Origin of the sequence: Brevibacillus porteri, from assembly GCF_003013475.1 — a bacterium.
GTDB classification, from domain to species: Bacteria; Bacillota; Bacilli; order Brevibacillales; family Brevibacillaceae; genus Brevibacillus; species Brevibacillus porteri.
Genome location: NZ_PXZO01000002.1, coordinates 1 through 13,621 on the forward strand (window position 1 = coordinate 1; position 13,621 = coordinate 13,621).

The 13,621-nt window shown below is 49.7% G+C and carries 13 protein-coding genes; 11 read left to right on the forward strand and 2 right to left on the reverse strand.

The genetic code is table 11. The features are described from left to right. Nucleotides 1–605 precede the first annotated feature (605 nt). Nucleotides 606–2,561, forward strand: a complete 1,956-nt coding sequence (locus tag C7R92_RS02205) for a GTP-binding protein (protein ID WP_106833081.1) — start codon at nt 606–608, stop codon at nt 2,559–2,561. Nucleotides 2,562–2,639: 78 nt separating this feature from the next. Here C7R92_RS02205 and C7R92_RS02210 read toward each other — a convergent pair whose 3' ends face one another. Together C7R92_RS02210 and C7R92_RS02215 are read right to left on the reverse strand one after the other, a co-directional pair. Beyond that, a complete protein-coding gene (locus C7R92_RS02210) occupies nt 2,640–3,272 on the reverse strand; it encodes a Crp/Fnr family transcriptional regulator (RefSeq protein WP_106833082.1) in 633 nt (210 codons plus the stop codon). Nucleotides 3,273–3,290: 18 nt separating this feature from the next. Then, nucleotides 3,291–3,959 (reverse strand): Crp/Fnr family transcriptional regulator, encoded by a 669-nt coding sequence (locus tag C7R92_RS02215; protein WP_106833311.1) that lies wholly within the window; start codon nt 3,957–3,959, stop codon nt 3,291–3,293. Nucleotides 3,960–4,294: 335 nt separating this feature from the next. Between C7R92_RS02215 and C7R92_RS02220 the strand changes: the two genes are divergently transcribed. From C7R92_RS02220 to C7R92_RS02265, 10 genes are read left to right on the forward strand one after another with little or no spacing between them, the layout of a single operon-like run. After that, nucleotides 4,295–5,782 carry a 4-hydroxyphenylacetate 3-hydroxylase family protein gene (locus tag C7R92_RS02220; protein ID WP_106833083.1) on the forward strand — a complete coding sequence of 496 codons (1,488 nt, stop codon included), beginning with the start codon at nt 4,295–4,297 and terminating at the stop codon, nt 5,780–5,782. Nucleotides 5,783–5,812: 30 nt separating this feature from the next. Next, nucleotides 5,813–6,376: an NADPH-dependent FMN reductase gene (locus tag C7R92_RS02225; protein ID WP_069844956.1), complete on the forward strand. Its 564-nt coding sequence runs from the start codon at nt 5,813–5,815 to the stop codon at nt 6,374–6,376. A 29-nt stretch (nt 6,377–6,405) separates the two neighbouring features. Further along, complete coding sequence (locus tag C7R92_RS02230) at nt 6,406–6,942, forward strand: 3-hydroxyanthranilate 3,4-dioxygenase (RefSeq protein WP_106833084.1); 537 nt, start codon at nt 6,406–6,408, stop codon at nt 6,940–6,942. Continuing rightward, nucleotides 6,933–7,937: an amidohydrolase family protein gene (locus tag C7R92_RS02235; RefSeq protein ID WP_106833312.1), complete on the forward strand. Its 1,005-nt coding sequence runs from the start codon at nt 6,933–6,935 to the stop codon at nt 7,935–7,937. Before C7R92_RS02230 ends, C7R92_RS02235 begins: the two co-directional genes overlap by 10 nt. Further along, complete coding sequence (locus C7R92_RS02240; RefSeq protein ID WP_106833085.1) at nt 7,934–8,395, forward strand: RidA family protein; 462 nt, start codon at nt 7,934–7,936, stop codon at nt 8,393–8,395. Before C7R92_RS02235 ends, C7R92_RS02240 begins: the two co-directional genes overlap by 4 nt. Nucleotides 8,396–8,405: 10 nt before the next feature. Next, on the forward strand, nt 8,406–9,872 hold the full coding sequence (locus C7R92_RS02245; RefSeq protein ID WP_106833086.1) for an aldehyde dehydrogenase: 1,467 nt from the start codon (nt 8,406–8,408) through the stop codon (nt 9,870–9,872). Nucleotides 9,873–9,910: 38 nt separating this feature from the next. After that, complete coding sequence (locus C7R92_RS02250; protein WP_106833087.1) at nt 9,911–10,696, forward strand: 2-keto-4-pentenoate hydratase; 786 nt, start codon at nt 9,911–9,913, stop codon at nt 10,694–10,696. Between the two features lie 22 nt (nt 10,697–10,718). Further along, nucleotides 10,719–11,606 carry an acetaldehyde dehydrogenase (acetylating) gene (locus C7R92_RS02255; protein ID WP_106833088.1) on the forward strand — a complete coding sequence of 296 codons (888 nt, stop codon included), beginning with the start codon at nt 10,719–10,721 and terminating at the stop codon, nt 11,604–11,606. A gap of 25 nt (nt 11,607–11,631) precedes the next feature. After that, nucleotides 11,632–12,654 (forward strand): 4-hydroxy-2-oxovalerate aldolase, encoded by a 1,023-nt coding sequence (dmpG, locus tag C7R92_RS02260; RefSeq protein WP_069844950.1) that lies wholly within the window; start codon nt 11,632–11,634, stop codon nt 12,652–12,654. Between the two features lie 12 nt (nt 12,655–12,666). Beyond that, entirely contained in the window at nt 12,667–13,461 is a 795-nt protein-coding gene (locus C7R92_RS02265; protein WP_106833089.1) for a 2-keto-4-pentenoate hydratase, read from the forward strand. Nucleotides 13,462–13,621: the final 160 nt, after the last annotated feature.

Genomic DNA, 13,621 nt, shown 5'->3' on the forward strand with positions numbered 1-13,621 from the left:
AAGCTGACGCCAGTTGAATACCGACGTCAGCTTATAGCCTAGGGCTTTTTTCAATGTCCACTAAATGGGGTCTTGACCATCTGACAGGGTGGGTCCTTTTTCTGACAAACCGTCCTCATGCGTAGTATTTTGTAACAAAAGAAAACGGTAACCCTATTAGCTACCGTTTTCATACAGACCCATTTATCTTACTCGGATAAACACCAAAACATTATCTCTTGATAACACACGTTGGAACCCGTTATTCAAAAGACAACGTGCAGCAGGACCCACACGTCTACCAATCATTAAAAATCTATTACATGGTGCGGCACTTCCAATGATGCTAACATCGCGAATAATTCGCCTCCGTACGCCATTCACTCTGATACGTCTAAATAGTATCACTACCACGTCAGTCATATTAATCACCTCGCTTCTCTCTGCATGATATAGAGCATGCAAATGGGGGAAGCTTGGCAACTGATACGAGCCTATGCTAAATGAAAATGTGCGAATCGATACGGCAATTTACAAGAAAGTGTTAGTCAACTATTCTTCTTCTCCATTCTTATGTTTTAATGAGAAAAGAAATGGCAGTCAAGTAGCTATGGAAGAGGGATAACATGAAGCGTCTAACGATCGGCTTGTTTGCCCATGTGGATGCGGGCAAGACTACTTTCGCCGAACAGTTGCTATATCATACGAACAGCATCCGGTCACGGGGCCGTGTGGATCATCAAGATGCCTTTTTGGACAGCCACGATATCGAGAGGAAAAGAGGCATTACCGTGTTCGCCGATCAGGCGGTTATGCACCATAAGGGCGACGTTTATTATTTGATCGACACGCCTGGACACGTCGATTTTTCTTCCGAGATGGAGCGGGCGATTGGGGTAATGGATTACGCTATCGTGATTGTCAGTGCGGTAGAAGGTGTCCAGGGTCATACCGAGACAGTCTGGCAGTTGTTGCGCAAACATCGGATACCGACATTTTTCTTCATCAATAAAACAGATCGCATAGGCGCGGATGCCAGCAGGACGGAAGAGGAGATACGCAGTCAGTTGACAAGGGATGTCTGTTCCGTCAAGGACAACTTCGCCAACGGTTTCGTCGGTGAGGGGCTACGGGAGATGATGACGGAGCGGAACGAGTCATTGCTAGAAGCGTTCATAGAGGAAAGGGACGATCAAGCTTTTTGGCTGGGTGCCTTGCAGGAGATGATACAAGATGGGAGTCTTTTCCCCTGCACCTGCGGCTCGGCACTGCAGGATGATGGCGTTGTAGAGTTCCTGAATCAACTGTCCTTGTTGACGACTGCTTCTTATGACGAGACGGCTCCGTTCGGGGGGCGCATTTATAAAATTCAACACGCTGCAAACGGGTTGAGGCTAACGTTCGTCAAAGCGCTGAGCGGCAAGCTGAAGGTACGGGAGCTGCTTAGCTATGAGAGCGGTGGACTGCGATACGAAGAGAAGATCACACAAATCTTCATGTTTAATGGTAGGAAATCACACTCGGTTGAACAAGTAGCTGCCGGCGATTTGTTTGCGGTCGTCGGCTTGTCCGAGGCCGAAGCTGGACAAGGGGTGGGGCTCTACTCAGACAAGTTTGCTTATGAGACTGAGCCGACACTACAGTCGAAAGTACAGTTTGACGGTTCGCTTCACGTGCAGCAAGTGCTCGGTGCGTTTCGCATTCTGAATGCGGAGGACCCGTCTCTGAATGTGGTTTGGGAAGAGAGTTTGCAAGAGATTCACATTCGCGTCATGGGTTTGATCCAATTAGAAGTGCTGGAGCAGGTTGTGAAGGAACGCTTCGGTTTCGTGGTCTCTTTCGGACAACCAGAAATCTTGTATAAAGAAACGATACAGTCTGCTGTGACGGGATATGGACACTTCGAGCCGCTCAGGCATTACGCGGAGGTGCACATCCTGCTTGAACCGGGAGAGCGAGGCAGCGGAATCCACGTCACTAGTGTATGTCATCCTGATGAACTGAGTTTTAACTACCAGAATCTGGTTCGGTCTCATCTCTACGAACGGGAGCATCATGGGCTATTGACAGGCATGCCAGTCACCGACATGAAAATTACGCTCCTAAGAGGCCGTGCGCATAACGAACATACCCATGGGGGCGATTTTCGTGAGGCCACCTTCCGCGCGCTGCGGCAGGGGTTGGAGAAAGCGGAGAATATGCTGTTAGAACCCTATTATGACTTCAAAATAAAGGTGGGAATGAACGAGATGGGGAGGGTACTTTCGGATATTCAGCGTGCCTCAGGTTCGTTCGAGCCACCGCAGATGTCGGATACGCATGCGGTGATTACGGGAAGGGTGCCCGTAGCAACATTCATGAATTACAGTACCGAATTCGCTTCTTTCACCCATGGACGAGGCAGCATCCGCTGTGTATTTGGCGGATACGATCACTGCCATAACGCGGAGGAAGTGATGGAAAGGAAAAGCTATGAAAAGGATGCAGATCCGGTTTATACATCCTCCTCGATCTTTTGTGCCAAGGGGGCAGGCTACTCGGTACCGTGGGACGAGGCAGAAGCCAAGATGCATCTGCTCTAGGCAGAACTGAACAGGGCTGTATCAAGATTTTCAACGGTTATTTTCAATGCGGAGGGGCGAGCCTGATTAGGCTTCGCCCTATTTACATTGGATGCGAGAATAAATCCCACGCAGTCCCTCTACATCCACAACTCGAATGGCACTCCGCTCAGATAGCTCAATCAAGCCTTGCTGTCGCCATTTCTGCAAAGTCTTGTTCACCGTAATGCGAGACGTATCGATATAGCGTGCAAAAGACGTCTGATCGATAGGGATATGATTAGTTCCGTGCACAGCTATCAGTTTGAGCAGATAATTAGCCATCGCAAGCTCAATTGGACTGTCAGTAAATGCGATGATTTCAGCTAGGAGACGGAGCTTATAGATTTGTGAATTGGTGAAGATCACTGCCGACTGTGGGTAGTCTTGGCATATGCGCGATAAGACCTCGTCGGAGAAAAAGTAAATGACGGAAGGAGAAGTAGTTATGGCTGATGTCAGGTATGAGCCGTTATAGGCGCCGTGCTCCCCGAACAACCCACCTGTGGGAATGTAATCGATAGTCCGCTCATGCCCGTTCTCAGATAAGAGAGTGATCTTTACGCTCCCTTTGTCTAGATAATAAAATCCAGTTCCCACATCGCCTTGATGGTAGATCGTTGTATGTTTTCCCATTTCGATCTTCTTGCCATACATGAGGTACGGGGTCCACTGATAGCGGAGACAGGCCATTGTGACCACCTTTCACACTTAATGGATGTTACGGCGCTTCTCGATAGAAGGGAAGGGAGTTGCTGTGAGTTGTGGAGGCTTCAGCATATCTGGGCGTTTGACGACAAAGGATCGGTTATTGATTTCAATGATACCTTGTTCCTTCCATGCCTTCAGGATCTTGTAGACAGTGATACGGGTGAGGCCAGCACATTCAGCTAGCTCTTGTTGAGTGAGGGGAACCTCGTGGTTTTTAAAGTCTTCGCAAATGTTGAGCAGGAGACGAGCGATTTGCTCTTCTGAAGTAAGTGCCTTCATGTTAATGGCAGTTAGAAGAATCCGCATTTTTTGATTGATAGTTTGGGTGAAAAGAGACAAGAGTTCAGGGCGTACCTTCAGCATTTCGAGGAATTGCAAACAGGAGAAATGGTAGACGACTGCATTCTTTACAGCAATAGCTGTGGTGAAATGAGGTTGTTGATCCATGGTTTGAAGTCCCATGATTTGACCAGGGACTACGATGTTCACCAGACGATCGTTCCCCTTGAAGGTAGAGGTCACAATCTTGACTAATCCCTTATGTAGATAATAAAAACCTTCTCCCATCGTCTCTTGCTTATAGATAGCTGTTTTTCCTTTCACAAATTGACGGGTGCCGTATGCTAAAAGGGATTCCCATTTCAAATCCGTTTCAAAAGGAGATACCATCATCACCGCTCCTTTCCTCATCAATGATCTTGCCTCTTCCAATCATCCACCCAAGATTAAGTCTTAATTTTCTGAACTTATCACTTTTGATTATATGAAAATAAAAAGCTCTTTACCAATATTTCAACGTGAAAATGACGAGCATTCGAAAGAAAAACAGAATTGATGTTAATTCGTTTACATATCCTCCGTTGCCCACGAATCAGGTGAGCGGCCTTTTATATTTTTCAGCCGTAATGTTAAGCGGGTTACATTTTTCAGAAAAGCCAAACACTATAATGCGGTTTAAGAACAAAATCGACTCAACCAACCAAAACCAACAGGGAGGAATTGTGGTGGGGATCCGTACAGGTGACCAATACATTCGGGGCTTGAAATCACGGCAACCGGAGATTTGGCTGCAAGGAAAAAAGGTGACAAAGGTATGTGAGGAAGCTGTTTTTCGACAGCCGATTCATGAAATAGCGAAACTGTATGACATGCAGCATGACGAGAAGTATCAAGCGAAGATTACCCATATTTGTCAGGAGACTGGTGAGCGTGTGAACAACGCCTTTCTCGTTGCAAAGACCCCTGAGGAATTGCAGGCGAAACGAGCCATATACGAAGCTTATGCGGAAGCCACTTTTGGTTTGATGGGAAGAACGCCGGATTTTCTCAATATCGTCTTGACGTCGCTATACAGCAATGCGTCTTTCTTGGAGAAGTACAATCCGCAATGGGCGGAAAACGTGAAGAATTATTACAAGTATGTTCGCGACCAAGACCTATTTTTAACGCATGCGATTATCAATCCGCAAAATGACCGCAGCAAGTCCTCGCACGAACAAAACGATGTGTACACCCATTTGGGGGCAGTAGAGGAGACACCGGAAGGGTTGATTGTCAAAGGAGCGAAAATGCTCGCAACATTGGCACCGATCACGGACGAAGTCATTATTTATTCGTTCCCTGGGTTCAAGCCTGGCGATGAGCGTTATGCCCTGGCATTTGCCATTCCAATTGACACGCCTGGCTTGCGCATCATTTGCAGGGAGCCCATGCAAGATGGAAATCGTTCGGTCTATGACCATCCTTTGGCATCGCGCTTCGAGGAAATGGATGCTGTTCTCGTCTTCAATGATGTACTCGTGCCTTGGGAGCGATTATTCCTGTACAACAATGTAGAAGCAGCCAACCTGCTCTATCCAAAGACAGGCATCGGACAGCAGCCGGCGCACCAGACAGGGGTGAGAGGACTGTTGAAGCTCCAATTTGCCACGGAAGTTGCCATGCGGCTGGCAGATTCCATCGGGGTAGACGTCTATCCGAATGTCCAAAACATTCTCGGGGAGCTAGCGCAATCACTGGAATCGGTCAGAGCGCTCCTGAGGACAGCTGAACTGGAATACGAGACCTTGCCGTCGGGCGAGCTCATGCCGGGTTACGTACAGCTCGAAACCATTCGCGGACTGCTTCCGAAGCTGTACCCACGGGCGATTGAAGTCATCCAAATTATTGGAGCAGGCGGTTTGCTCATGTCCCCGACAGACAGTGACATGGAGCATTCCGAGCTTGCGGCGGACATGGAAAAATATTATGCGGGACGTGACGGTATTTCCGGTACAGATCGGGTTCGCCTGTTTAAGCTCGCTTGGGACCTGTGCGGGGAAGCCTTCGGACAACGTTTGCTGCAATACGAGCGATACTATACCGGTGATCCGGTGCGCAAATTAGCGATTTTTTACAACAATTATAAGAAGTCTCATGCATGTACGATGGTGGATGACGCGCTCAGTGTTTTTGCTGCCAAATCGGCATCGCAGAGAGAGCAGGTTCTTTAAACAAGTCCAGACGAAAAGGAAGGGAACACCATGAAACTACTGGGCATAGCAGGCACAGTAATTGGGGCGAAAACAAGCATCGTCGTGCAAAGCGTACTGGATGAAGTGAAAAAAACGGCACCGGAAATCGAAGTGGAGCTACTCGACCTGCGCGAGCACCGGATGTCTCTGTGTGATGGACGAGATCCGGCGACATACACAGATGATACGAAAAAGGTGATCGACAAGGTATCCTCCGCTGACTTTTATCTGATTGGTACGCCTATTTTCCAAGGCTCGATGACAGGGGCGCTGAAAAATTTGTTTGATCATATTCAGCCTCAGGTTCTTCGACATAAAGTAATGGGCTTCGTGGCAAATGGTGGGACGTATCAGCATTACCTCGTGATCGAAAACCAGCTGAAACCAATTGCGGGCTTCTTTCGCGCTTACGTAGCACCAGGATCGGTGTATGTACACGCCGATCATTTCAACTCACAAAACGAAATTTCAGACGAAGATGTTTTGCGCAGAATCAACGAACTGGCACGAGAGCTGGTTCATATGCAAAAGGCATTGAAACCAGCAGGAGAAACGATCTCACATAATCGCTAGGAGTTAAAAAACAAAGGAGGGAATACAACATGCATACATTGGCACCTATCCATTTGTGGAAGTTTATCGAGGATCACATCGATCAGCTCAAGCCACCGGTGAATAACAAGGTGATTTGGAAAGATGCAGAACTAATGGTCATGGTAGTGGGAGGGCCGAATAAACGGCGGGATTTTCACATTGATCCATCCGAGGAAGTCTTTTACCAGCTCAAGGGTGATTGCTTTGTTGAGATCATGAACCAGGATGGGAAGCGTGAGATCATTACGGTCAGAGAAGGCGAAATGTTTCTTCTTCCTGCGAATGTTCCGCATTCCCCACACCGGATCGCGGATACGATCGGACTCGTGATTGAGCGCAACAGATCTGAGGGAGAACTGGAGGACTTTGCTTGGTTCTGCGAAAACTGCGACCAAGAAATGCATCGTGTACGGATTCAACTGACCAACATAGAGGTGCAGGTAAAAGAGGCGATCGAAGGATTCAACAGCAATCTGGAGCTGCGGACATGCCAAAAATGCGGGCACGTCATGTCTCCGGAAGCGAGTGAGTGGAAATGCGAGTAGACTTCCATACCCACATTATTCCAGAGGATGTTCCCAACCTGGCTGAGCGATTTCATGGGGAGCGCTGGCCAGTTCTGCACCGCACTTGCACATGCGGGGCAAATATCATGGTCGGGGGAAAAGTATTTCGCGAAGTAACGGATCAGGTGTGGGATCCCCAAAAACGGATTCATGACATGCAGCGAGAAGGCGTAGATATGCAGGTGCTGTCACCCATTCCGGTTACGTTTTCCTACTGGGCCCCGGCAGCCGAAGCGGAAGTGATGGCGCGGATTCAAAATGATTTTATCGCAGAGACGGTTAACCAACATCCAAATCATTTCATCGGATTGGGTACCGTTCCATTGCAAGACACGGAGGTAGCCATTCGGGAAATGGATCGCTGCATGCACGAGCTCGGCCTGAGAGGAATCGAAATCGGTACCAACGTAAATGGCAACAATCTGGACGATCCGGGACTGATTCCTTTTTTTGAAATGTGTCAGACATGGGATGTGCCACTCTTCGTACATCCATGGGAGACGCTGGGCAGAGAACGGATGCCGCGGCACAACCTGATGTACACTGTCGGGATGCCAAGCGAGACAGCGCTTGCCGCAGCAAGTCTTATCTTGGGAGGCGTGATCGAGAAGTTTCCGCGCCTGAAAATCTGCTTTGCCCATGGCGGCGGCTCTTTTCCTTATATCCTTCCCAGACTGGACCAAGGCTGGAAGGTATGGCCGCATCTGCGTCTGACCGATCAACCACCTAGTGTGTACGCGAAACAATTCTACTTTGATTCCTTGACGTACGACCCATTGAACATCCCATACATGATGAAGCGCTTTGGCGAAGATAGAATCATGATGGGCTCGGATTATCCCTTCCTGCTTCGTGAAACACCTCCCGGGGATGTCATCGATCATACTTTGGAGCTGACGGACGGACAGAAGCGGGCGTTGCTGGGTGAAAACGCGCTACGCTTCCTGAACATAAAGGAGATGAACGGACAGTGAAGCATCAGACTGAAACGCCGGAACAACGTCTACAGGCAATGGGCCTTGACCTACCAAAACCGAGACAGCCGGCCGGTAATTATGTCGGTTGTGTCCAAGCGGGCAATCTCCTCTTTCTGGCAGGCCAAGGGACAAACGAATATCGCGGGAAGCTGGGACAGGATATCACGATAGAGGAAGGCTACCTAGCTGCCAGGCAGTGCATGCTCAATCTGCTAGCTGTTGCCAAACATGAGCTAGGGGAACTGGGGAGAGTCAAACGAGTAGTCAAAATACTCGGATTCGTTAACAGCGATCCAGCTTTCATAGATCAGCCTACAGTCATGAATGGGGCATCCGATTTGTTGGTGGAACTATTCGGCGAGAAGGGTAGGCATGGGCGGTCCGCTGTAGGGATGGCCCAGCTCCCGCTAAATAACGCCGTAGAAGTAGAGATGATCTTGGAAATCGAGAATTAGGAGGATTCCCATGAGTCAGACTGCCAAGGAAAACCGGGTACGAAAAGACGCCAAGCTATTCATAGACGGAGATTACGTGGACGCTGTTTCCGGTGAAACCTTTGATACGATCAACCCAGCGACAAATCTCAAGCTGGCTTCTGTAGCTAATGCAAATGAACAGGATGTAAAAAGGGCGATCGACGTGGCGCAGCGTACGTTTGAGTCAGGCGTTTGGAGTGCGATGTCTGTAGATGAGCGCGCCAAGATTCTCTGCAAAATGGCTGACCTGGTGATGGAACGTGTGGACGAACTGGCTTTGGTGGAGACGCTCGATGTCGGCAAGCCGATCAAAGAAAGCCGGGGCTTTGATATTCCGAGAGCGGCGGCCAATTTGCGATTCTTTGCCGAAATGGCCAAGTACATGGTTCATGAGCATTATGAAATGCGTCATTTTATGTCCTACGCCAAATATGCTCCGGCAGGTGTGACAAGTCTGATCATTCCATGGAATCTGCCCTTCATGCAGATGACCTGGAAAGCATCGGCGGCTTTAGCGGCAGGAAATACCGTCGTTGTAAAGCCAGCCTCGTACACGCCTCTCTCTGCGGTGATGCTCGGAGAGATTGCCAATGAAGCAGGTCTTCCTCCTGGCGTGCTCAACATCATCACTGGTCCGGGCGGGACTGTCGGGGCTGCGATGACGACGCATCCCCATGTGCGCCGGATATCTTTTGTGGGAGAATCTAACACCGGCAAGACTGTCATGCAAAATGCCGCTTCGCAATTGATTCCGGTATCGCTCGAATTGGGAGGAAAATCAGCCAATATCGTATTTGAAGATGCCGATCTTGATGAAGCAGTAATAGGGTCGATCGAGGCAATATTCCGCAACCAGGGTGAGATTTGTCTCGCGGGATCGCGTTTATTGGTACAAGAAAGCGTATATGATCAGTTTCTGGACAAATTTGTGGCGGCTGTTCAAAAGATCAAGGTGGGAAATCCTCTGGAACCAGACACGGATATGGGAGCATTGGTGTCCCGCAGTCACATGGAGTCGGTGGAGCACTACATTCAGCTCGGACTGGAAGAAGGAGCCAAGCTCGGTTACGGCGGAAAACGGATCAGCGGGCTGGGTGACGGCAATTTCCTAGAGCCAACCGTTCTCTATGATGTAGACAACAAAATGAGGGTGGCCCAGGAAGAAATTTTCGGTCCTGTCATCGTGATCATTCCATTCCGTACAGAAGAAGACGCTATTCGGATCGCTAATGATTCGGCTTACGGCTTGGCAGGAGTGGTTTGGACCAACGACCTGCGGCGCGCGCATCGCGTGGCTGATCGAGTGAAGTCAGGTCTTTTATGGATCAATTGCTGGTATGTCCGTGACTTGCGAACTCCGTTTGGCGGTGCCAAGGACAGCGGGATTGGCCGCGAAGGCGGGCGTCACAGCTTCGAATTCTACTCCGAGGTCAAGACAGTCACCATGAAATTATAGCGAGAAGGACAAGGACAGCAAATCAGGGAGGGAACCGTGTGGACAAAGAAAAGATCACGCGATTCGCCGATCATTTAGCGGCGGCGAGTCGTGAAGGGGTGGGAGTAGCACCACTCACTTTACTGGATCCGCAAATCAGCGAGATAGAGGCATATCACGTTCAATTGAAGACGATTGAGCGAAAAGTGAAAGAAGGCGCGAAGATTAGAGGAAAGAAAATCGGCCTGACCTCTCGTGCTATGCAGACACTGCTTGGCGTGGATCAGCCAGACTATGGACATCTTTTGGACGACATGGTGGTGGAAAACAACGGAGAACTGCCTTTCGAGTATGTCCTTTCGCCAAAGGTAGAAGCAGAAATTGCCTTCCTGCTGAAGCGCGATCTGGAAGGGCCACATGTAACCATCTATGACGTCATGATGGCAACGGAATATGTAGTGCCTGCTTTAGAAATCGTGGACAGCCGGATAGCCAACTGGCAAATCAAACTAGAAGACACAGTTGCGGACAATGCCTCTTCGGGCTTCTATGTGCTGGGTGGGCATCCCGTGAAACCGCAAGATCTGGATCTTCCCCTAGTAGGAATGGCGTTTTACAAAAATCAGGAGCTGGTCAATACCGGTGTGGGTGCCGCCGCATTGGGCAATCCCGCATCCTGTGTGGCGTGGTTGGCGAACAAGCTGTACGAATTAGGGATTACACTCAAAGCAGGAGAAATCATCTTGTCTGGTGCGTTATCCGCAGCGGTTGAAGCTAAGCCTGGCGATGTATTTCACACACGGATTGCTGGACTTGGTTCAGTAGGAGTCAGGTTTGGCAGATAAAAAATAGGAAAGGAGTGCATGCATGAAGAAAGTAAAAGTAGCAATACTGGGCTCGGGTAACATCGGGACAGACCTGATGATCAAGCTAGGAAGGTCGCCAGTTCTTGAACTGACGTCCATGATTGGAATCGATCCTGATTCGGATGGTCTGCATAGAGCAAAGGCAGCTGGATACTATGTATTTGACGACGGATTGAAACCGTTTTTGGAAAGCGATGCGGATCTTGCGGATATCGTCTTTGACGCTACTTCTGCCAAAGCACATATTGGGCATGCCAAGGGGCTCAGGGAGGCAAGAAAGCTCGCCATCGATCTGACGCCTGCTGCTGTAGGGCCCTATGTAGTACCATCTGTGAATCTCGGTACGCATTTGAATGAAAAGAACATCAACCTGATCACATGCGGCGGCCAGGCTACTATTCCGCTCGTTCATGCAATAGGGAGTGTGAGTCCGGTCAGCTACGCAGAGATCGTGGCCACTATTTCCAGCAAAAGCGCGGGTCCTGGCACACGTTCCAACATCGACGAATTTACGGAGACGACCGCACATGGTATCGAAGCGATCGGCGGAGCGAAGAAAGGCAAGGCGATCATCATCCTGAATCCGGCGGAGCCGCCGATCCTGATGAGAGATACGATCTATGCAATAGTGGAGGAAGAGGCGGATCGACAGGAGATCGTGAAGGCTATTCACCAGACCGTTGCCTATATTCAATCTTTCGTTCCTGGTTACCGCCTGCGCTCAGAACCGATCTTTGATGAAAACAAAATCACCGTTTTTTTGGAAGTGGAAGGCGCGGGTGACTACCTCCCTACGTATTCAGGCAATCTGGATATCATGACGGCGACAGCGGTGAAAGTAGCAGAGGAATATGCCCAGCATGCTGTCGGCACCGGCACGGGTATATAGCCACGAATGAAAGGAGGAACCGCATATGAGTCGTGATATTGTCCTCACCGAGGTAGCGCTTCGAGATGGGAGCCATGCGATCAATCACCAGTTTACTGTGGAGCAAGTAGTCGAGGTGGCGCGAGGATTAGATGAAGCGAACGTACCGCATATCGAAGTCTCCCATGGAGATGGATTGGCCGGATCGTCCCTGCAGTATGGGCTGTCCAGGACCCATGAACTGGAGCTGATTGAGGCTGCCGTTTCCGTTTGTAAACAAGCGAAAGTGGGCGTGCTCTTGCTGCCGGGAATCGGCACGATCAAAGATTTGAATACGGCAGCAGGGCTAGGCGTAGGCATGGCACGAATCGCCACACATGCGACCGAAGCGGACGTCTCCGCTCAGCATATTTATCGGTCGAAAGAGCTTGGCTTGACAACAGTTGGCTTTTTGATGATGTCGCATATGGCTGCTCCGGAAAAACTGGCGGAGCAAGCAGGACTCATGCAAAGCTATGGAGCCGATGTCGTGTACATCGTCGATTCTGCTGGCGCTCTGTTACCTGATCAAGCAGGGGAACGAGTCCGGGCATTGAAGCAATGTCTGAATATTCCTATCGGCTTCCATGCACACAACAATTTGTCTTTAGCCATGGCCAATACACTCGTCGCCATTCAAGAGGGTGCCACCTGGATTGACGGCAGTGTTCGGTGCTTGGGTGCAGGTGCGGGCAATACACAAACCGAGGTTCTCCTTGCTGTACTGGATCGAATGGGCATTCAGACGGGCGTCGATCTGTACAAAATGATGGACCTGGCAGAGGAAATCGTATCGCCGATTCTTCAAGTACCACAGGAAATTACCAGAGACGCTCTCGTTCTCGGATACGCGGGTGTCTATTCCAGCTTCCGGCTTCATGCCGAGCGTGCAGCCAGGAAGTTCGGCATCGACTCCCGGGACATTTTGATCGAGCTGGGAAGACGAAAGGCCGTGGGGGGACAAGAAGACATGATCGTGGATGTCGCAGCGGAAATCGCCCAATTGAATAGCTCTACCAAAATCAGATAGGGGGTGATCAGCGTGCAATCGGAACTATTGTACAAAAGGTTGGCTCAGAAGCTGGTGGATGCGGAGTTGAATAGGGAGGAGGTCGTGAAACTGACGGCTGAATACCCCGAGCTGACAGTGGAAGATGGATATCGTATCCAAAGTGAACTGGTCTCCCTCAAGCTTGAGCAGGGACATCGAATCTTTGCCTCTAAAATGGGTTTGACCAGTCTGGCAAAAATGAAGCAGATGAATGTGCACGAACCGATTCGGGGCTACATTTTTGACTATATGAATATCGAGGACGGCATTCTGCCGATCAATGAATTGATTCATCCCAAGGTGGAAGCGGAAATCGCCTTTGTTTTGAGTGAGGATTTGGAAGGTCCCGGCATCAATGAGGCTCATGTCCTGACATCCACTGACTATGTGGTTCCCGCACTGGAGATTATCGACAGCAGGTATGCGCAGTTCCAGTTTACCTTGCCTGATGTCATTGCCGACAATGCTTCGTCTTCCCGCGTGTTTATCGGATCGACGTGGAGAAAGCCTGATGAACTTGAACTCGATTTGGTAGGTGTTACTCTTTCGATCAATGGCGAGCTCAAAGACTTGGGGGCTGGTGCGGCAGTTCTCGGTCATCCAGCCCACTCGGTCGCGATGCTGGCGAACATGCTTGCTCGCGAAGGACGGAAGCTGCACAAGGGAGATTTGATTTTGTCCGGGGGCATTACCGGTTCCCACCAGCTACGGGAAGGGGATGTCGTAAGCGCCAAATGGGGTGGCCTCGGAAGCATTGAGTTTGTGGTGAAAAAGGATAGGCAGTAAGGCGAAAAGCCGAGAAGAATGCAGGAAGTTATCCCGTATTCTCTCGGCTCCTTTTTATGTTGGGAAGCGAATAAAACAACCACGCATAGGGGATAAGCAAATCCTCTAATGAATCATCTTGACAATCAGTGAAAGCAGACGATGTTATCTAACTAACGTT